The 20,079-nt window shown below is 62.5% G+C and carries 19 protein-coding genes and 1 pseudogene; 10 read left to right on the plus strand and 10 right to left on the minus strand.

The features are described from left to right. Positions 1 to 208: 208 nt before the first annotated feature. The 4 genes from ACIGJC_RS16405 to ACIGJC_RS16420 form a co-directional block, all read right to left on the minus strand. A complete protein-coding gene (locus tag ACIGJC_RS16405) occupies positions 209 to 2,011 on the minus strand; it encodes a sulfatase family protein (protein ID WP_483713038.1) in 1,803 nt (600 codons plus the stop codon). Positions 2,012 to 2,114: 103 nt separating this feature from the next. Continuing rightward, positions 2,115 to 3,110, minus strand: a complete 996-nt coding sequence (locus ACIGJC_RS16410) for a zinc-dependent alcohol dehydrogenase family protein (RefSeq protein WP_483713039.1) — start codon at positions 3,108 to 3,110, stop codon at positions 2,115 to 2,117. A gap of 22 nt (positions 3,111 to 3,132) precedes the next feature. Beyond that, the gene (locus ACIGJC_RS16415; protein WP_483713041.1) at positions 3,133 to 4,374 is read right to left on the minus strand and encodes a hypothetical protein; all 1,242 of its coding nucleotides are present in this window, start codon (positions 4,372 to 4,374) and stop codon (positions 3,133 to 3,135) included. A 12-nt stretch (positions 4,375 to 4,386) separates the two neighbouring features. Beyond that, positions 4,387 to 4,806, minus strand: a complete 420-nt coding sequence (locus tag ACIGJC_RS16420; protein ID WP_483713042.1) for a DoxX family protein — start codon at positions 4,804 to 4,806, stop codon at positions 4,387 to 4,389. Between the two features lie 330 nt (positions 4,807 to 5,136). Between ACIGJC_RS16420 and ACIGJC_RS16425 the strand changes: the two are divergent. Further along, a pseudogene (locus tag ACIGJC_RS16425) lies at positions 5,137 to 5,394 on the plus strand (universal stress protein); the annotation flags it as partial. 363 nt (positions 5,395 to 5,757) lie between these two features. On the opposite strand, the gene ftsH reads toward ACIGJC_RS16425, so the two are convergent. Continuing rightward, positions 5,758 to 7,641: an ATP-dependent zinc metalloprotease FtsH gene (gene ftsH / locus ACIGJC_RS16430; RefSeq protein WP_483713043.1), complete on the minus strand. Its 1,884-nt coding sequence runs from the start codon at positions 7,639 to 7,641 to the stop codon at positions 5,758 to 5,760. Between the two features lie 576 nt (positions 7,642 to 8,217). On the opposite strand from ftsH, the gene ACIGJC_RS16435 reads away from it, so the two are divergent. From ACIGJC_RS16435 to ACIGJC_RS16475, 9 genes are all read left to right on the plus strand, one after another. Then, a complete protein-coding gene (locus tag ACIGJC_RS16435) occupies positions 8,218 to 9,054 on the plus strand; it encodes a universal stress protein (RefSeq protein WP_483713044.1) in 837 nt (278 codons plus the stop codon). A gap of 91 nt (positions 9,055 to 9,145) precedes the next feature. Then, the gene (locus tag ACIGJC_RS16440; protein ID WP_483713045.1) at positions 9,146 to 9,589 is read left to right on the plus strand and encodes a universal stress protein; all 444 of its coding nucleotides are present in this window, start codon (positions 9,146 to 9,148) and stop codon (positions 9,587 to 9,589) included. A gap of 127 nt (positions 9,590 to 9,716) precedes the next feature. Further along, positions 9,717 to 10,382, plus strand: a complete 666-nt coding sequence (locus tag ACIGJC_RS16445) for a hypothetical protein (protein WP_483714438.1) — start codon at positions 9,717 to 9,719, stop codon at positions 10,380 to 10,382. Positions 10,383 to 10,474: 92 nt separating this feature from the next. After that, on the plus strand, positions 10,475 to 11,026 hold the full coding sequence (locus ACIGJC_RS16450) for a hypothetical protein (RefSeq protein WP_483713046.1): 552 nt from the start codon (positions 10,475 to 10,477) through the stop codon (positions 11,024 to 11,026). A 98-nt stretch (positions 11,027 to 11,124) separates the two neighbouring features. Continuing rightward, positions 11,125 to 12,264, plus strand: a complete 1,140-nt coding sequence (locus ACIGJC_RS16455; protein ID WP_483713047.1) for a hypothetical protein — start codon at positions 11,125 to 11,127, stop codon at positions 12,262 to 12,264. Between the two features lie 60 nt (positions 12,265 to 12,324). Then, on the plus strand, positions 12,325 to 13,161 hold the full coding sequence (locus ACIGJC_RS16460) for a bestrophin-like domain (protein WP_483713048.1): 837 nt from the start codon (positions 12,325 to 12,327) through the stop codon (positions 13,159 to 13,161). 139 nt (positions 13,162 to 13,300) lie between these two features. Further along, positions 13,301 to 13,657, plus strand: a complete 357-nt coding sequence (locus ACIGJC_RS16465) for a hypothetical protein (protein WP_483713049.1) — start codon at positions 13,301 to 13,303, stop codon at positions 13,655 to 13,657. A gap of 303 nt (positions 13,658 to 13,960) precedes the next feature. After that, a complete protein-coding gene (locus ACIGJC_RS16470) occupies positions 13,961 to 14,311 on the plus strand; it encodes a hypothetical protein (RefSeq protein ID WP_483713050.1) in 351 nt (116 codons plus the stop codon). A 78-nt stretch (positions 14,312 to 14,389) separates the two neighbouring features. Beyond that, entirely contained in the window at positions 14,390 to 14,863 is a 474-nt protein-coding gene (locus ACIGJC_RS16475) for a universal stress protein (protein ID WP_483713051.1), read from the plus strand. A 79-nt stretch (positions 14,864 to 14,942) separates the two neighbouring features. Here the strand turns inward: ACIGJC_RS16475 and ACIGJC_RS16480 are convergent, their stop codons facing one another. The 5 genes from ACIGJC_RS16480 to ACIGJC_RS16500 all read right to left on the minus strand — a co-directional run bounded on the left by ACIGJC_RS16480 (position 14,943) and on the right by ACIGJC_RS16500 (position 19,879). Beyond that, on the minus strand, positions 14,943 to 16,367 hold the full coding sequence (locus tag ACIGJC_RS16480) for a DUF2252 domain-containing protein (protein ID WP_483713052.1): 1,425 nt from the start codon (positions 16,365 to 16,367) through the stop codon (positions 14,943 to 14,945). A gap of 87 nt (positions 16,368 to 16,454) precedes the next feature. Next, positions 16,455 to 18,218, minus strand: a complete 1,764-nt coding sequence (locus ACIGJC_RS16485; RefSeq protein ID WP_483713053.1) for a SulP family inorganic anion transporter — start codon at positions 18,216 to 18,218, stop codon at positions 16,455 to 16,457. 45 nt (positions 18,219 to 18,263) lie between these two features. Further along, positions 18,264 to 18,608, minus strand: a complete 345-nt coding sequence (locus ACIGJC_RS16490; protein WP_483713054.1) for a hypothetical protein — start codon at positions 18,606 to 18,608, stop codon at positions 18,264 to 18,266. 178 nt (positions 18,609 to 18,786) lie between these two features. Continuing rightward, positions 18,787 to 19,278, minus strand: a complete 492-nt coding sequence (locus ACIGJC_RS16495) for a hypothetical protein (protein ID WP_483713055.1) — start codon at positions 19,276 to 19,278, stop codon at positions 18,787 to 18,789. Positions 19,279 to 19,600: 322 nt separating this feature from the next. After that, on the minus strand, positions 19,601 to 19,879 hold the full coding sequence (locus ACIGJC_RS16500; RefSeq protein ID WP_211957960.1) for a DUF1488 family protein: 279 nt from the start codon (positions 19,877 to 19,879) through the stop codon (positions 19,601 to 19,603). Positions 19,880 to 20,079: the final 200 nt, after the last annotated feature.

A 20,079-nucleotide genomic window follows, 5' to 3' on the forward strand; every position in this document is an offset into this window, starting at 1 on the left:
TGGGCTTCGGGTTGATATGGCTCAATGAGGTAACGCGATGCCTAAACCTGGCTGCAGTCCGACGCCACTACCGCGGCTCGTCTTTGCCTGGTTGGCATCGGGTCCCTGCACGATTGATCGGGTCGCCCAGTGCACGGGCATAGATGTCGGCGCCGAGCAGCGTCTCCCTGCCTGAGGCCACCACCACCGCCGGTGGTCGCCTCGCACATCACGCTCCGGCCATGGTTTCCGGCGTGACTTCCCAGCCTGCATCGATACCGCCAGGAAGCATCTGGCCGCGGTCTTCACCGACCTCCGCATCGATCAGGCGATTCAGCTTCTCGTTCATGGCGACGACAACCTCGCGGTTTCGGCTGTCGGCCGCCAGATTGTGCATTTCGAACGGGTCGGTCTGCAGGTCATACAACTCCACGTCATTGAACTGGTTGAGTTCCTCCAATGTCCTGGGTTGGTTATGCTGCTTTGGCGAGAAGTAGCGGGCGAACATGTAGCGCCCGTCGAACACCGAGCGGACGGCGCCGCGCTTCATCAGGTCGGGCCGCACGCCTGTGCTTTTTAACTGGTCTGGCTTGCCGCCCTTTTGCAGGTAGTTCACGGCCTTGTAGAGGAAGTCGCCGTCGAGGTAGGCCAGCATGTTGTAGCAGAACAGCGCGCCGTCGCGAATCGCATTGGCGTCGGCCTTTTCCGGTGCGTTTAGCAGGCCCGAGAAATCCTTGCCTGCAAGGCCCTTCACCAGCGTCGCGCGCTTGTTGGCATCCACCCCAGTCATCGCAACCAGGGTTGGCGCGATGTCCAGATGCGAGGTGACGGCGCGGCATTGCTTGCCGCCCGGATAGGCTGGATGGGAGATGATCAGCGGGACGTTGTTCTGCTCGCGATACGAGACGGCTCCCTTGGCGTGGAGCTGGTGCGCTCCGTCCATGTCGCCGTGGTCGGACGTCAGGATCACGATCGTCTTTTCGGTCAGGCCGGCGGCGTCGAGTTCGGCCAGTACGGACGCGATATTGCGATCAACGTCGCGCATGCAGTTCAGGTAATAGTTGTGGCGCCGCCGCCAACGTTCCTCCTCGTTCGGAATGGCCCCTACCATGGCGTCGTGTGAGCGCAGGAAATCGCGGTGGGCAGCCGGACGCCCTGGAGCGTCGAGCGGCTGTGCGTGGCTGGCCGGAAGCGTGAAGCTCCACTGCTTCGCGTATAGTGGGTCGGCTGGATCGCGGGCGACATGCGCAAGGCCGCGAGTTGCCTGAACTTTGGTTCCGGGCGCGTCGGTGTCGTAGAACATCACATCATGCGGGTTGACGAGGTTCATCGCCAGAAACCATGGCTTGCCCTGGGCCGAAAGATCGCGACCTTTCCCACGCAGCCAGCTCGTCCCCATGGCGGCAATCACCCCGTCGTGCAGGTAGCCGCCGCTCGTGTGGGCGATGATATCGCCGATCCCGAGGTAGTCCGAGAAGCCATAGGCTTCCATTTCCGCGGTAAATATCTTCGTTGGCGTGCCTAGCTTGTTGACTGTCTCGAACTCCTTGGTGAGGTGCCATTTGCCTTTGTACGCGGTGTAGTAGCCTGCAGCGCGCAGCATGTCACCAAGCGTCGGTATGTCGGTCGACATGCTGGTGATCCACGGAAAATTGGTGTTGTCGAACATCCGCGTTTGCTGGATATGCTGGCCCGTATAGAGTACGGACCGCGAAGGCGTGCAGACGCACGAGTTGATCTGGTGGTTCAGGAAGGTTGTGCCACGCTTCATCAGGCGTTCATGTGCCGGCAGGCTGTAGCCCACCGGCAGTTCTCCAGGCCGGAAATAGCGCTCCTGATCGACAACGATAAGAAGAATGTTGTACGGGCCTGCCGCATGGCTCGACGTAGACGGCACGGCGCTATCCGTACCGGGTGCCGCAGCCTGGGCGTTGCTGGCCCCGCCAAGGCCCAGCGCCGCGGCGCCCAAGCCGGCAGCGCGCAGAAAGTCGCGCCGAGTCAGCGCCGAGTCGGGACTCTTGTCGTTGTCCATCTCGATTTCCCCATCGATAGCATCCCGCTTGGTGGGACTTCCGGATTACGACCTACGCTTCGCCCAAGTACGCCAATGGAGCCTGGCAATATCAAAGAGGCCATCATATGCGGAGCACGGCCGCCCCGGCCAGACGGCCGGCGCGCAGGTCATCCAGCGCGGCATTGGCACTGGAAAGAGTATAGAGCGTGGTACGAATTTGCAATGGCCACATGGCTGCGGCTTCCATCAGGCCATGGCCATCGGCACGCGTCAGGTTTGCTACAGAGACGATCCGCCGCTCTTCCCACAACTGGCGATACGGGAAGGACGGAATGTCGCTCATGTGAATGCCTCCGCAGACCACGGTTCCACCCTTGTCAACAGCCGCCAGCGCGGCAGGCACAAGGGCGCCGTCGGAGGCGAAGATCAAGGCTGCGTCCAACGTGGCGGGTGCCTGGTCCTGGCTGCTGCCGGCCCAGGCGGCGCCGACATCCCTGGCCAGGGTCTGGGCGGCTTGGTCCCCGGGGCGCGTGAAGGCGTAGACAGTCCGGCCCTGCGCCACCGCGATCTGAGCCACGATATGCGCGGCGGCGCCAAATCCGTAGATGCCGATATGTTGCGCATCCCCGGCCGAGCGCAGTGTCCGAAAGCCGATCAGCCCGGCGCAGAGAAGCGGCGCGGCATGCTCGTCGTCGTACGCTTCGGGAATGCGAAAACAATAGCCGGCATCGGCGACTACGTATTCGGCGTATCCACCGTCACGCGTATAGCCGTGAAACTGGGGAGCGTCGCAGAGGTTCTCCCGCCCGCTCAGGCAGAAGCGGCACTTGCCGCAGGTGTGTCCCAGCCACGGCACGCCGACCCGCTCGCCGATTGACAGTCCAACGACACCGGGGCCGAGCGCATCGACGCGCCCAACGATCTCATGGCCCGGGATCAGCGCGGGCTTGGGCGAGGAGAGGTCTCCATCCACGACATGCAGGTCGGTACGGCACACGCCGCACGCCGCCACATGCAGTCGCACTTCACCCGCTCCCGGGACTGGGACTTGCACCAGGCGGTCAGCAAGGATTGGGCTTCCGCCGTCGAAAACCATTGCGCGCATTGTGCCGTTCATGGCGCCTCCTTCGTCAGCTTTTCTAGAACAGGAGCCCGAACAGGTGCTTGAGCAATTCCTCGAGAGGCATCATGGTGAGCGCCAGCGGCACGATCGGAATCAGTACAGCCGCCGCAAGCTGCACGATGGCATCCCTGGTGACGGGCGCAATCCGCATGCCGCGTACCACCTCGAAACTGTTACCGAGATCGGCAAGTGATTGGATGTCGCCGCTGCCCACCAACGGTTCGTCGACTGGTCTGCACCCACGCAGCCATTTGTTGTCAAACTCGCGAACATAGCGTTCCGCCAGCGCTCCATACTCGTTCAGTCCCGTCCGCTTCGCCTGGGCAAGCTGCGGTGCGAATACCAGCAACGGGCCGACTACTATGCCCAGCAGAAATATCATCATTGCGCCAATTTCCATTTTGTAATCCGGTAGCACCGCCTGGAGGAAAAAGATGCGGTTGGCGAGATTTGACGCAAGCATGACCCCATGCGCGGCCAGCAGCAGCGCGAAAGCGTAGACGGTATTGGAAAGAAAGCCGAGACCGCCGACGCGATCCGGATGCGTTGGGATCAGGCTCAGCTTGATGCGCGAAACCTGCCAGAGAAAACGCATCCATATGAATAGCCGGAAATACCAGCGCACCAGCAGGAACTGGAACAGTGGCAGGCTGACATAGCCATACCAGATGCCAGCAAGAGAGAGCTTTGAACCGCTGTCGGTGGGTGTTGAATACCACGTGGCCGTCTGGAGGCCGGTGTAATGACGCCAGACGATCACGATGCCGATTCCATAGACGACAGCGATCAACAGCAATTCGCCGACTACCGAGTTGCGGAGCCGGAATGCAGCGCCGAGCGCCTCGTCGAATTTGCTCATCGCGGCGTCGGGGACCAGATTCCGTTCGATGAATGCATGGCCGATGCCACGCAAGCGCCGGTGTACGACAAGTTCTGCCGCAACCAGCAAGGGCACTGCCACGAGAAACCGGAGATGGACCTCCATATCCATCAGGAACGGTACCGTCGTGGCCTTGCTGAATAAGTTTCCCTCGAAGGCAGACAACATCAGCAACGGCAACCAGGCGAAGAGCGAGATGCAGAGAATGCGTTGCCGCACGAGAAGCAATGCATCATCGGACAAATGGGCGCGACGCATCAATTGATAAAGTGGCCCACCGAGGACCAGGGAGAAGTTCTCTCGATTTCGCAGAATATCGTCACTGGAACCGGATGAGGCTTGCGTTCGCTCGGGTCCAAGACTTCGGCTGATGCTCATCGCGTTCTCCCGTTACTTGGGCTCATGCCCGCGTGATGACTCGATCGCGAAGACGACAAGCATCCCGCCCAGGATCGCGACGTTCTTCAGAATGTGGTTGAACTGATTCCAGGAATCTGCAAGATCGGCACGCCAGAAGCCGTGGAAGATCAGGGTGGTTGGGACCAGAAACACCGCAAGAAGCAGCGCTCCCCATTTCGCGTTCCAACCGGAAATCAGGCTGATGCCGCCCACGATCTCGATCGCCATGGCCAACACCAGCAAGAGACTTGGCATCGGCAGTTCAGCACTGGCAATCCATGCGGAGTATCCGGCGAAACTGCTCATCTTCATTAGCCCGGAAATCAGAAAAAGGGAGCCAAGCAGTGCGCGGCCGACGGAATACATGCGTGCAACTGTCGTTGGCGTAACAGAGATGGTGGCCGTGGTCATGGCAGTGCTCCGGGAGTCGATAGGGCAAGAAGGCGCGATGCCTGCGCAACGCTTTCCTTGTGCATTCAGCCTATGACTTCGGTTCCAGGCCCGGTTGTCATAGATCAACGAGCCGTGGACGGATGGTGCGGCGTGGATTGCTTCATGGAGAGCAACTTCTTCCGGCGTCCACGTGACGAAATAGCATCTTGTACCTTTTGCGCGACTTTGCCGGAGACGAAGATGCCGAGTGGCCGACGTCCTGATAGACATCTGCTGCAGGAAGCGAAGCCCTGTCTGCGTGATCTTTACACCGTGCGGCATATCACGGCAAATGGAGTGGACAAGGGTCCGCGCCCCGATGCGACGCTTGTTGTCCATGCAACCCGAGTGCTGGAACGGCATGGCGTGAGCGTCGAAGTCGAGACTTGCGCGAGCGGGTCAGATGTCTCCGTTGGCGAATTGCTCCTGTCGCGCGCGGCGGACTTTGGCGCGGACCTGATTGTGATGGGGGCGTATGGGCATGGCCGGATGAGGGAGCTGGTCCTGGGTGGAGTCACGCGTGCGTTGCTCTCGTCGATGACGGTTCCGGTGCTGTTTTCACACTGAAGCCTCAGAACACCGGTGAGGGGCCCACGTCTCTTGGGGGAAGCGGTTCGAACGCGTCAGTTTTCATCCAGGTGAAACAGCGCGTGGAACCGACCGGCGATGGTCGCATCGGACCCTGGAAGTCGGCAGCGGCCGTACGCTGCAATCGTTGCCTTCGCTACGCGCATAGCGATTGATTGGCCGGCCACGCGTCCAACCAGTCCCCTTCAATGGCAACAGCATCGAACCCTACATCCGCTATCAGCGCTTGCGTGATCTGTCCACGATTCGGTAGAAGTCGGCGGTGCCGTGAGTGGCCTCACCGAGCAGACGGACTGTTCTCCTGAGCGCAGAGGGCATAGGGGCTCCATAAGAGGCTTGCTGTCAGGCGGCCTCGGCGCGCGCTTCGTGCGCTGGCATGCGCTCGAGCAGCGTATCCAGCGTTGGCCGATCGACTACCTCCTTGTCGAGCAGCAATTGCGCCAGGGCGTCAAGCATCGGACGCTGGGCGAACAAGGTCTTGCGGGTCCGTTCGGCGGCCTCGGCCAGAATCAGGCGAATTTCTTCGTCAATGATTTGTGCCGTGCGCTCGCTGTACTCCCGGTCAGCCCGGGGCAGCGCGGGGCCGATCGGCATCAGGCTGCTGCCGGCGCGTTCATAGCAAGGCAGTCCAAGCGAATTGCTCATGCCGTACTGCGTCACCATCTGGCGGGCCATGTCGGTGGCACGCTCCAGGTCATTCTGGGCGCCGGTGGAGACATCGTCGAAGACAATCTCTTCGGCCATACGCCCGCCCAGCAACACATCAAGCCTGTCAAGCAGTTCGCTGCGCCGGAGCAGGTAGCGGTCCTCCGCCGGAGTCTGCTGTGTATAGCCGAGCGCGCCTACGCCACGCGGGATGATGGAGATGCGCGATACCCTGTCGGCATGCGCGCGGCTTTCCGCGAGCAGTGCGTGGCCTGCCTCGTGGTAGGCAATGGTCTGCTTTTCCAGCGCGATCATGACGCGATTGCGCTTTTCGAGGCCGCCGATGATGCGGTCGAGCGCCTCGTCGAAATCGGCCATTTCCACGGCGGCCTTGTTCTTGCGCGCGGCAAGCAAGGCCGCCTCGTTGACCAGGTTCGCGAGGTCCGCACCGGCGAAGCCGGGTGTGCGCGCGGCCAGGTCATGCAGAGCGACTTCAGGGGCGAGCGTGACATTGCGAGCATGGACGTGCAGGATCTGCTCGCGCCCCGCAAGGTCCGGGCGGTCAAGCACGATGTGGCGATCGAACCGGCCCGGCCGCAGGAGCGCTGCGTCAAGGATCTCCGGACGGTTGGTGGCGGCCATGATGATGACCCCTTTGTTGGTGTCGAAGCCGTCCATTTGCACGAGCAACTGGTTGAGCGTCTGTTCTCGCTCGTCCTGGCCGCCTGCCACGTTGAGGGTGCGGGTCTTTCCAAGCGCATCCAGCTCGTCGATGAAGATGATGCAGGGCGCCTTCTGTTCGGCCTGCGCAAACAGGTCCCTGACACGAGCAGCGCCAACACCGACAAACAGCTCGACAAACTCGGACCCGCTCATGCTGAAGAACGGCACACCGGCTTCGCCTGCAACCGCGCGCGCCAGCAACGTCTTGCCGGTGCCGGGGGCACCAAGCAGCAGCACCCCTTTGGGTATCTTGCCGCCTAGTCGTCGATAGCGTTGGGGCGACTTGAGGAAGTCGACCACTTCCATCAACTCTGCCTTGGCCTCGTCGATGCCGGCGACGTCAGCGAATGTGACGCCGGTCTGCTGCTGCAGATAGATCTTCGCCTTGCTCTTGCCAATTTCGAGCAAGCCGCCCCTGCCCCCGCCCATGCGCTTGATCACCAGGGTCCAGATTCCGAGGAAGACCAGCGCCGGTACGATCCACGAAAGGACTGCGCCAATCCACTTGCTGTCGGCTTCACCCGCGTACCGGACATGTGCGGCGTCCAGATCTGACAAAAGGTTGGGGTCATTGATGCGTACGGTAGTGAACGCGTGCTCGGCGCGTCCTGACTTCTGCAGCGCCGCGGCTTGGTCGCGGGGCAGAATGGCTTCCAGCCCGGCTGCGACGACAGTGCCGCTGATTTCGGTTTCTCCAACGCTGGCGGTGCGGACCTTTTCGGCTTTGAGCAGCGCCTTGAAGTCGCTGTAAGCCAGCGTCTGGATACTGGCGGCACCGATGTAGAACTGCAGAATCAGTATCGCTACGGTTGTGAGAATCAGGTACCAAAGCGAGAACTCGGTTTGCTGGCGTTCCATGGTTCGATTGGCGGTAGGGACTGACCTCGACAGGTTGCTGCTTCGTCAAACATAGTGCCGGCCACCGGGCCAGGGTTGATCGGCGTCAACGGCCGCGGAAAGGGCGGAACACGCCATGGCCATGCGTTGGGAAGCCCGGGATACCGGCCGCGCGGAATTTGCGATGACGACGGGCGAAGTTTCGGCCCCGCGAGTCCGCGCAAGCCGAGGTGCCTGGTGGACCTGCGCGAGCCCGCTTACGTGCTCGGCTGCACACATGTAGTGGAAAGCGGAGCCGAGTTGATACGAGAATCCTGATTTGCCGGCCGCGGCCCGGCAAGCGCGCTTCGACTGCGCGCGATCCCGCTGCGGAACTGGTAGCAGGTTGACGCTTGTCAACCCCACCTCCTCGAGGATGCCTAAATTTACCGTGAGCGAACGTTCTGGCCGGGCGCATGGCTCCGATCCAAAAAAGGATCTCCGCATGCACGAAACGTCCCGACTTCCACTGACCGACCGGCACCTGCTTCTTCTGCTGGTGGTGAACGAGCCCGGCAGAAGCACCGATCCGTTTCAAGCTCAGGATAAGGAGCGAGCATGAACTACAGCAGCATTCTGGTCCATCTGGATCGCAGCAGGCATACGACGACCCGGCTGGCGCTGGCGACCCAACTGGCGAGCTCCCATGATTGTCCGTTGATCGGCCTCCTGGGCAGCTTCATTCCCGATCCCGCATGGTTCTACCTGATGGACAACGCCGCCGACTATATAGAAAGGGACAGGCAGGGTCGCAAGCTGGTCGGGGAACGTATCCGGCACCAGTTCCAGGAAATGACAAAGTCTCTTGGCGCAGGCGTGGAATGGCGGGCAGCCGAGCACGATGTGCTTTCCACGGTGCTGCGCGAGTCGCGCGAGGCCGGCCTGATTGTCGCTGGCCAGTATGACGCCAATGGCGAAGAAGGCCCGCTTGCGGCCCAGGTTCTTGAGGCGTTGCTGCTGGAAAGCGGGCGGCCGGTAATCGTGGTGCCGTGTGACGGGCAGTTCGAGACAACAGGAGCGCGGGTGATGGTGGCATGGAATGGCAGCCGTGAAGCGGCACGGGCCTTGCATGACGCGCTGCCGCTCATTGGCGGAGCGGCGGCACGCATACTGTGTGCCCCGACTGCTGCCAAGGAAGCACGTACGGACGCCACGCCGGTCGCCCATGCGGTGCGGGTCCTGGAGCGACACGGCGTGACGGTGGAGGTCGAGCACGGGCCGGGCGGTTCGGACCTGACTATCGGTGAATTGCTGTTGTCCCGTGCCGCCGACTTCGATGCCGACCTGATCGTGATGGGTGCCTACGGCCATGGGCGCATGCGGGAGCTTGTGCTTGGCGGCGTCACGCGCACATTGCTGTCGTCCATGACGGTGCCCGTATTGTTCTCGCATTGAGATTCGGATCGGCACGGCGGTGCCGAAACGTGGATCGCGGATGTCCCGGTGACGGCGCCCTTCGGTTCAGTCATGCAGAAGGAGAAGGCAAATGTACACAAGGATTCTGGTGGCGATAGACGGGAGTCGCTGCAGCGATCTCGGCCTGGACGAAGCCATTGGTCTGGCCGCGGCGAGCGGTGCGGAGCTTGACATCGTGCATATCGTCGACGGCGGATACGAAGAGCCGGACGTCCGTGCGGGGCTGGTCCGTGCAGGGCACCGGCTTCTGGCCGAGGCGCAGGCGAAGGCGGCGTCGAAGCAAGTGCGCAGCCAGGCAATCCTGGCCGACCAGATCCTCGCGCTCGGCGATCTCGGCAAACAGGTCCAGCAGATTGCGGAAGAGCGTGGCGCCCAGATCGTGGTAGCCGGTACGCATGGCCGCTCGGGTATCGGTCGTGCATTGATGGGAAGCGTCGCGGAAAGCCTCCTGCGCCACGGCAGCTTGCCCGTATTGCTGGTCAAGGCAGGCGGGCATGGCGGTGCGGCGTCCTGATTCCGGTTCGGGCGCCTCGGGCGCCCACGACCGGCGCCGCGGACGCGTTGCGCCGCGCATGCAGTCGGCTACGACGAAAGCATCCATGGCGCCGCCCCGGGCCAGCGCAACCAGTACGGCCGATGCGATGGGTGTGCTACCGGCAAGGGACGAAGACCGGGGCGCGGCGCTGGATGTGGTGGACCGTGTCTCCGAGATGTGCTTTGGCTTGTTCATGGCCCTGACATTTGTCGGCGCGGTCTCGTCGGCGAGTGCCGGCGCGGGCGCGAGCAGGACCATGCTGCATGCCGCGCTGGGCTGCAACCTGGCGTGGGGGCTCGTGGATGCGGTCATGTATCTCGTCCGTACCATCGCCGGAAGAGGGCAGCGGCTCACGCTCGCCATGGCCATCAAGCATGCGCACGACCGGCCGACCGCCATCCGCCTTATTCGCGACGCGCTTCCGCCCGGCATGAAGACACTGGCCACAGACGCGGAGCTGGAGGCCATTCGCGCGAGACTTGCCGCTGCGGGCTTGCCGGCGCGCCCGCGCCTGCATTGGGCCGATCTGCGTGGTGCCGTGCACATCTTCTGCATCGTGGTCTTGAGCACGTTTCCCGTGGCACTGCCTTTCGTGCTGATGAGCGATGTGCCGGGTGCGTTGCTGGTCTCGCGTGTGTTGACGCTTGGCATGCTGTTTCTCGGCGGCGCGGCGCTTGGTCACTACGCGGGGTTCGGGGCCATGCCGGCCGGATTGGGCATGACGGCTCTGGGTGTGGCCCTGACCATGGCGGTCATCGCGCTGGGCGGTTGACTGTGCGGATCCGCCCGCTGCTGGCAGCCATGTTTGCCGCGGGAGCGGCACAGGCCCAGACCCCAGGCCCGCCTGCCGGGCCGGCTACCGGTTTGGACACACCTGACCCGTGGAGCTTCTCGGCAGCGGCCTACTGGAACTTGCCCCGCCAGGGCGCGAGCTACGCCAGCGGCATTTTCAGCGCAGACCACGGCCAGCTTCACCTCGAGGCGAGAGTCAACTATGAAGCCATGCATTCGCAGTCGGCATTCATCGGCTGGACGTTCTCGGGAGGCGAAAAAATTCGTGTCAGCGCCACGCCCATTATCGGCGCGGTCGCCGGGGAGGCGCACGGCCCTATCGCCGGCCTCGAGGCGAGCGTAGGCGCGGGCAGGCTCGACTATTACCTGGAAGCGGAGTACTTGCCTGCCCGCGCCGGCCGGGCCGGCTACCTCTATGCCTGGAGTGAGCTGGGCTATCGACCTGTCGAGTGGGTACGGCTCGGCGTCGTCATGCAGCGTACGCGGGTCTATGGTGGGGACAGGGACATCCGGCCCGGAGGCCTCCTCCAGTTCACGGTGCGGAACTGTACCGCGGGCGTCTACTGGTTCAATCCCGGTGCCGAAGCTCAGGTCGTGATGCTCTCGCTCGGGTTCCGCTTCTAGCGCGCTTTTCCGGCTTGCGCTGCGTCAATGGACGCCCTCTGCGCTCTCCTACGCTATCTCAAGACCCATTTCATCCGGAGGGGGATGTCCTTCTCGCCATGCGTGCACCGGCGTTCCGCAATGCAAGCTGCCTGAAACAGGCAACCAGCCGGACGGAAGTCCGCTTCGCGGCGCTCGTGCATGCCGTGGCGATAGCATCAGTCTGGGTGCTCTCGGGGTGTACATCGTTGGGACCCACCACCATCGTCGCCGACCGTTTTGACTACAGCGCGGCCATTGCCGATTCATGGAAGCAGCAGACGCTGCTCAACATCGTCAAGCTACGCTACATGGATCTCCCCGTGTTCGTGGATGTTGCCTCCGTAGTCAGCGGCTATTCGCTTCAGGCGGGGGTGTCGGTCAACGGTACGCTGTCTTCCGCACGCGCGGTTCAGGGGGATTTCATCGCGGCGGGCGTGCAGGGTGTCTATACGGACCGTCCGACGATCACTTACACGCCGGCAACGGGGCAGCGCTTTGTGCGCGGACTGATGGAGCCGATTGATCCGCGCAACATCTTCTTCATGCTGCAAAGCGGCTATGCCGCCGATTTCCTGCTTGGCATGACAGTTGAGTCGCTCAATGGCGTGCGTAATCGTTCCACCGCCACCGGCATGATGCGGGAGGCCGATCCCGAATTTGTGCGCGCCATCTCGTTGATGCGCGAGGTACAGGCCGCCGGCGCCTTCGCGATGCGTGTCGAAGAAGACAAGACTCGGGGATCCATGGCTGTCCTCTTCTTCCGCAGGGAAGACATGCCTGCTGGCGTGATCGAGAAGGTGGACGAGATTCGCCGGCTGCTTAAGCTGCCCGCCGACCGGCAACGTTTCGTGCTCAGGTACTCGCCGGCTCGTGGCGCGGAGGACGAGCTGTCGGTCAACAGCCGGTCCATGTTGCAGATCATGCTTGCGTTGTCCAGCTACATGGACGTGCCGGACGAGCATCTGGCCGAGCGGAGCGCGTTGCCAGGCGTTGCGCGGACGTCAGCGGCGGCCGAGGACGAAACCGTTCGGATTCGTTGCGGCAAGGCCAGGCCCGAGGATGCCTATGTGGCGGTGCGCTATCGCGACTACTGGTTCTGGATCGATCAAGGCGACCTGCGTACCAAGCGCGCGCTCAATGCCGTCATGCTGTTCTTCACGCTGGTGGATACGGGCAGCAAAGAAGCCATGCCGCTGATCACGATTCCCGCCCAGTAGAGCCTTGCGCGAGATGCATTTGCGGACGGTTGCAGGAAGCAATTTTACGGTGAGCAAATCATGGATACCACCATCAAAGACTACCCCGTGCTGGTTTTCGTCGTCACGTTCACCGTGCTATGGCTCGCCGAAAGGATCGGCGCCAAGGCGATTCGCGGACCCAGGAGTCCCTCCGCGGATGCACGGCAGGACGTAGGCGTGATTCAGGCCGCCGTTCTCACGCTGCTCGGGCTACTGATCGGCTTCTGCTTTGCCATGGCGGTCAGCCGCTACGACCAGCGCAAACTCTACGAAGAAGCAGAGGCCAATGCCATCGGTACGGAATATGTCCGCGCGGGACTGTTGCCGGTGGCCGATGCGGAGCCCGTGCGAGCGCTGCTTCGCGAGTACCTTCGGTGTCGGCTGGACTTCTATACGAACCATGATGCCGCCAGTCTGAAGAAGAACGACGCTGCGACAGCAGCCTTGCAAACCAGGCTTTGGGCGGTTGTAGAACGCAATGCCGCAGCCAATCCGAACGTCATCGTGGGGCTGGCGGTGGCGGGGATGAATGAGGTGCTGAACGCGGAGGGCTATACCCAGTCATCGTGGTGGAACCGGATCCCCAGCTCCGCCTGGATGCTGATGCTTGTCGTGGCGGTGTGCAGCAACGCTCTGGTTGGATACGGCCTGCGCAAGGCGGATTCGGCGGGCTACCTGCTGCTGGTCTTGCCCATGGTGGTTGGCGTGTCTTTCGCGCTGATTGCCGATATCGACAGCCCACGCGGCGGCCTGATCCGCGTGGAGCCGTACAACCTCATGCGTCTGGCGACGTCAGTCCATGCGGGGTCCGCAAGCGGCATTGCTCCCGCTGAAATGCGTGGCGCGGAGGGCTGGGGCGGTTCACTGAACAAATAGCCGCTTTGAGACTTGAATTCCGGAGAAGCGGGTTCACGTTATTAACGGAAGCGCCGACTCGGTCAATCAGCCAGAGTATTCGTCCACCATTCGCAAGGGCGTGCGCAGGCGCCGCGCGACCTCGATTCGAGAGGCCATCATGCTTAACAAAACCATTCCGACCCTGATCATTGCCGGGCTGGCAGCATTCGGTGTGACGCAAGCAGCCAATGCGCAGAAGAACTACACGGACGGCGGCGATCTGTACGGGGGCAGCCACGCGGCGAAGAAGGTATCCCCAAATTCGGGCGCGGCGAAGTCCGGCAAGTTCGACCCGTACACCGATGGAGCAAAGCAGTCGACGGGCTCCAGCCTGAACGCTTCCGAGAAGCGTTTCGATCCGTATTCCGAAGGCGCCAAAGCCGGCAAATACGATCCATACACCGATGGGGCAAAGACGGGGAAATTTGATCCTTATACGGATGGCGCGAAGACCTCTGGTGACAAGGCTCAGTAAGCCGGATCAGGAAAAAGTAAAACGGTCCGCATCTTGCGGGCCGTTTTACTATGGTTTTCGATCGTGCGTCGCTTTCATGGCCACCGCACGGCACGACATGCGTCCAACTTGATCCAGCCCAAGCTCGGGTGCGTGGCCCGGACTACTGTTGAAACAGGCGTGTTGCTGCTAACGCTGGCTCGGTGGGGAGCGCTGAAGAAGAGTCGGCCTCGACGGAAGGCCGACACGATTCGCCGACTTGGACCTGACCGTTAACCCACGCCCCGACCCAACCCAACCCAACCCAGCATAGAGGCCATAACCATGATCCGAAAGATTATCCCCATCCTGGCTGCAGCGTCGTTGAGCGCTCTTGGCGCGCAAAGCGTCCTTGCGCAAAAGAACTACACCGACGGTGGTGACCTGTATGGCGGAAGCCACGCTCCGAAGCCGAAAAGCGAAGACCAGGCGAAGTCCGGCAAGTTAGATTCCAACACCGAAGGGGTGAAGCAGTCCACCAAGGCCGGCCTGGCGGGCAATGGAGCAACGCCGGACGCCAACACCAGCAGCGCCAGATCCGGCAAGTTCGACCCCTACAGCGAAGGCGCGAAATCCGGCAAGTTTGATCCCTATACCGATGGCGCGAAGAAGGCAGCCGCGGAGAAAGGGCGCTAAGTCACCGAAGCGGGGCCGGTCTTGCTGCCTGTTGGCCGGCTCTCAATCGCCAATTTGACTACAGCAGAAAGGTCACCAATGTACCGTCGCATTTTGGTAGCCCTCGATGGCGGCGCTGCGTCCGAGGCAGCCCTGGAGCAGGCCATCCTGATTGCGCGAGCCTCGAACGCCGACGTCGAAGTCATCTATGTGCTCGACAACAACGGCCCGTTCCTGGATGTGACCAATGCGGATCCAGTTCGAATGGCGGAGAACCTGTCCACGGCGGGAGAAGGCGTGCTAGCGGCAGCCGCCACCCGCTTGGATCGGGCCGGAGTCAGGTTCACGACCACCTTCCTGTCAGGTAAGTCCGGCATTCAGCAGGACGTCGCCGAAGCGATAACGGCGGAAGCCGATGCGTGGGCGGCTGACCTGATCGCGATGGGAAACAATGGACACCACGGTGTTTCTCATCCGCGCATGGGGGAGATCGCCCGCAAGGTCAGGGCGCGGACCACCCAGCCACTTTTGCTTGCACGAGCACCAGCCGACGGCGGCCGGGCGCCGACGTGAGACGACGCGCCGCCGCGCCATGGGGTTGCGGCGGTGCACCTGACCTGTTGTCGGCGGCCTTCTCCGTCCGGCTTGGTCGTCAATCTGCCTCCAGCTTCGCCTCGATACGCCCTTCGCGAATCGCAGCGACGAAGGCGCGGAAATCGCTTCGGTTCTGCGAACAGTATTCCGTGGCGAACTCGCAGATCGCATCATCGAAGGCCTGGCCCGAGCCCATGTAGCCAGCCATCATGGCGGCGTCCCCAGAGCGCGCGTGGGCGCGCGCAAGCGCGTGCGCGCACATGCGGCCATATTGTCTGAGCATACCCGTATCCCAGTCTTCGATCACTGCAGAGAGCTTCATGTCGCGCAACTGGCGCACATAGAAGTCGCGTCCGTTTTCCCCGCGTGTCCAGCCCAAGAATACGTCGCTCGCCGCCTGCATGAGACGCTGGCCGGCGATCACGCGCTCGCCATGGTTGGCATGCAGGCTCTTGCCCGCGTAGGGCTCCAGCACGGAAGCGCGCGCTTCCTTCACCTGCAGGAACAAAGGGTCGTTGTCCGCGGCCATGAACAATCCCACGCCGCACATGGTGCCGACGCTGCCGACACCAACGACCTTGATGGCCATGTCGAAGAAGTGGAAACGATCGAACAGCACACGGACATGCTCAGCGAGGCTGCTGCGATAAGAAGCAATGGCTTGGGCGTAATCCGAGCCCATGCCGGGCGCCAGTTCTTCGGTTGGATGAAAGATCAAGGGAGCCTCATCCTTGATCCTCGGCTGCTGTCCCTCTTCCGACACCAGTTTGGGATAAAGATAGTCGGGAACCGTCTTGCGTCGTTCCGCTTCGATTCGCTGCGCCAGGCGCTTGCGCGCCGCGGCGACGATCTCGGGATCGCCGCTGCGGTCTTCATACTTCTGCAGATCGATTCGGTCGTACCATACGTCGAGAGCGCGCATCCATCCGTAGTTGAACATGCGTTCGCGGTACTCGCGCACGACATCGGTGACTACGCGCGCGGCATCGCTCTTGGGCAGCGCGAGATGCTCGGCCGCAATCGCCAGACTGGCCGCCAGTCTCTTGAGGTCCCACTCGAATGGGGCCGGCAAGGTTTCGTCGAGGTCGTTGATGTCGAAGATGATGTTTCGTTCGGGCGTTGCAAATCCGCCGAAGTTCATCAGGTGGGCGTCTCCGCATGCCTGCACGCGGATGCCGCTGGACGGCGCGGTAGCAAGATCGGCCGCCATGAGCGAAGCCGATCCGCGGTAGAACGCAAACGGGGATGCCGCCATTCGGCCGTATCGGATTGGAACCAGGTCCAGGATCCGCCCGGCGTTGGATTCGTTCAGCAGTTTGATCGGATCGGGTCGATCTTCCGGTGCTTGCCAGCCGGATTGCGAACCGCGAGGGACAGTATCGCGTAGCGCTCGTCCCTTTGCTGCGCGCTCGTCGGCGGTCAGGTAGTGCGTGGGTTCCCGACGCGCGGCGGCCAGGTGCTGGAGTCTTTCTGGTTTATTCATGACGCTTTCCTTCTTTAACGCCGGCGCCCGCCATGCGGGGCCCGCGGACTCTGCCGCGCGCGCACGCGCGGCCCGCAACGATGCGCGCTACGTTCCTGCCAACGCTGTAGCCCTTGCGACGGGAGTTTCTTGCGCGGTGGATGCGCGGAACTCATCGATCACTTCCGCAACCGAGATGCGACGTCCGAAGTACCCCACACGCTCTTCCAATCCCTCCGCGCGCAGCACGTCTCTCACGACAGCGTGCGCTGCGACCAGCCGCAACCCAATGCCGGCCGCTTGCAGTTCCTTTTGCAGGGTCGCCAGCATGCGGGCGCCTGCCAGGTCGACCACGGGACAAACCGAGAGGTCCCAGACCACCAGCCGCAGCGGCAGCGCGGCGCTGCGAATCGCCTGCCACACGACCGAGCGGACATGCTCGACGTTGAAGTACAGCAGCGACGATTCCGCACGGAATATCAGCACCTGCGGAATGGCTTCATTGTCCGGGTTGCGCTCCATGTCGGAAAAACTGCGCGTTCCCGGAATCCGCCCAAGTAGCGCGACATGCGGGTGTGCCGCTCGCCGGATAATCATCAGCATCGACACGAGCACGGCCACAATGACGCCTTTCAGGATACCGAGCAGCAGGACAGCCACGAACGCAACCATCGAGACGATGAACTCGAAGCGGCTCACGCGCCATACATGGCGAAGCTCGCGGATATCCACCAGGCCTTTGACCGCGACCAGCACGATGGCGGCCAGCACCACGTTGGGCAGATTGGCAAGCAGGCCGGTAAGGAACATCAGGCAAAGTGCAATCGTTGCCGACGCGAATAACAGCGCCAGCGGTGTCCTTGCCCCGGCCTTGTCGTTGACCGAAGACTGCGACAATCCACCCGCAACGGGATAACCCTGGAACAGGCCGGCCGCCAGATTCGCCGCGCCAAGACCGAGCAGTTCCTGCCGCGCATCGACCTCATCCCCATGCGCCTGCGCAAGCGCGCGCGCAGCCGACACGCTCTCGACGTACGAGAGCAGCAGGCAGGCGAAGGCAAGGGGAATGACCCCGTCCACATCGCTTGGCCGCAGGCCTGGCCAGCGCAGTTCGGGCAGGCCTTGCGGCAGCGCGCCAACGACTTTGAAGCCCAGCCCTCCGAGCGGCGTCAGCGTCAGCAGCATGATCGAAGCCACGACAACGAGCAGCGCGACCGGACGCCCCGGCAGGAACTTCTCGCCAAGCAGCAGCACGGCAATCGCCGCTACGCCAAAGCCGAACACCGAGAGGTTGGTCAGCGGTAGTTGCTGCGCAAGGATGGCAATGCGCTCGAAGAAGAACTCTCCGCCGCCCTTGACGCCGAACAGCTTCGGCAACTGGGTCAGGGCGATCGTCAGTGCCGCGCCGGCCTTGAACCCGAGCAGGATTGTTTCACTGATGAAGTTGACCAGCGAACTCAGCCGGAAGAGCCATGCAAGGACGCACATGGCAGCAATCAGCAGTGCCGTCAGCGCGGCAATCGAAGCCCAGCGGGCGGGATCCCCCTGTGCCATGCCAGCGATGGTGACGCCGACCAGCATCGAGATGGCCGAGGTGGGGCCGATTGCGAGCTGCCGCGATGAGCCGAACAAGGCGTAGGCCAACCCTCCGGCCAGATAGCAGTAGATCCCGTACTGCGGGGGCACCCCTGCCAGCGACGCATACGCCAGCGATACCGGAATGCCATAGGCCGCCAATGTGACCCCGGCGACGGCGTCATGTCGCAGCCATTCGCTCCGGTAATGAAGCAGCCACTGCGCGGGCGGGAACCAGGCCTGCCAACTGCGTGCAGCGGCGCCGCGCTGCGTGTCGGGCAAGGGCGAATCTTCCATGGCGGTACCTCCAGCAATGCGATGTGTTCTCAAAATTCTGACCTGTCACGACTCTTTCACAGCCGATGCTTCCTGTGCCACGAGGGATCCCTTTCCACTGGCGGCAAGTCGAGGCGAGTAGTCGCCCATGGGTTGAACCAGATCTGCATGGATCCGGGCAGGAACCGGATCGAGGATCCGGCTTTTCGCGTCGATCAGCAGGGAGCTGCGCGCCTGCATGACGGTATCTTCGAATCTCGAGGCGGCTTCACGCAGGAGGTCCAGGTCGACGCGGCTTGGCGTGGAGGCTGACTGAAGCATCTCGATCTCGCTGTAGATGAGTCGCCCCAGATCTCGCGCCAGCTCAGGTTCCAGCAGCCCTTGCGATGTCGCATGGACTAGGTGGTACAACAGACCGACAAGTCCTGGCGCCGTTGACACAGGTTTTGACCGTAGCGTCTTCCTAGTGATGGGCATCGTGGTTTCCTCCGGTCAGGGAAGCATGGGATCGGACGTTTGGAGCGGCCTTGTAAAATCCATGATGACGAGTGGCACTCCGCGCCGGGACATCGCTTCGCAATGAAGTCATTCAAACGACAAGGCTGGCCAGGTCGGGCCACCACAGCATGCGCGCAGCGGCGCCATGCCGGGGCACTCGAAGGACCGTGTCGACCACTTTGCCATCATATTCGGCGACCAGGCGATAGCGACCGGGCGTTAGCCGGAGCAAGAGGAACGGACCGTCGGCATACGCCTGGAATACGAGCGTGCCATTGGCGCTGTAAATATTCGCTTTCACTCCGGCGATCCATGCCCGCTGCTTGCCGGCAAAAGCCAGGCAGAGGTTGTAGAGGCCGGCGACGTCGCGCATGTCGATGGACTGCGCCGGATCCGCGCTCCCACTGAAGTAAGCGACGCCGTTGCCATTTGTTGCCGGCGCATATGCATGGCGGTTTGCGGAATCGGAATCGCCCGGTGCCGGCGCCGACTGACGCCCCGCATTCTGCCGCTTGAGCGCGGCGCAGGCGCCGACGCCAACGGGCATCTGCGCTTGACGCGCGCCGCGGCCCGCACCATCCATACTGCCCTCATGCCCGATCCGTGCCACCTGTTGCGCATATCTTGCCGGCAATGGGATCGAGGCGGCCGAAGGTCCTGCACCGTATGCCGCACGGCAAATTGCCAGACACAGGAGGATCAGTGTCGAACCGCGGGCCAGCACAGTGCACGCTCGTTCCAAGGTGCCTTGCCCGCAAGTGGGGACGGCGGGGGCAGCGGAATGCGTCAGATCCTGTTCGGCAGGAATGTCAGGGACCACCCGCGATTTGTCGGGGAATCCGACGTGCGCACGTGGTGACCAATGCGGTTCGATGGGCATGGCGATCGGTGAGCCAGCATTGGCCCTAAGCGGAGAACCTGAAATGGCCGCTATGCAGGACGATGTTATGGGCGCCAGTCATCTCGAACACGCCCCGCGCGACGTTCTCGATGGCACCGCGATGCGCCGAAAATGCGGATGCCAGGTCTTCATAAAGATACGATCGAGCACCGAAATGGTCCTCCAATGCTTCCGCCGTCACTTCGAATGTCGCGGCCGCGCCATCGATCTGCGCCGGGCACTGCAGGCTTGGGCCGGCCGGGCAATACGCCGGTACGGACTCGGGAAAAAGAATCTGGCTCATGGGGGCAATCCTGCTCAAGGGCGATGGATCCTGGGCGCTCAGTGTGTTGCGCAAGCGGATGGAAGCGGATATCTGAAGGCTAGATGCCGCGGCAGAGCAGGACTTGACGCGTATCAAGCCGGACGGGCATCACGGTTCGGTGGCGGTCACCATCGCGAGTCTTGACGTGCGACAACTGCGCGGATGCGCTGCGACCTACA

The organism is Cupriavidus sp. C3SS-1 (genome assembly GCF_057073755.1).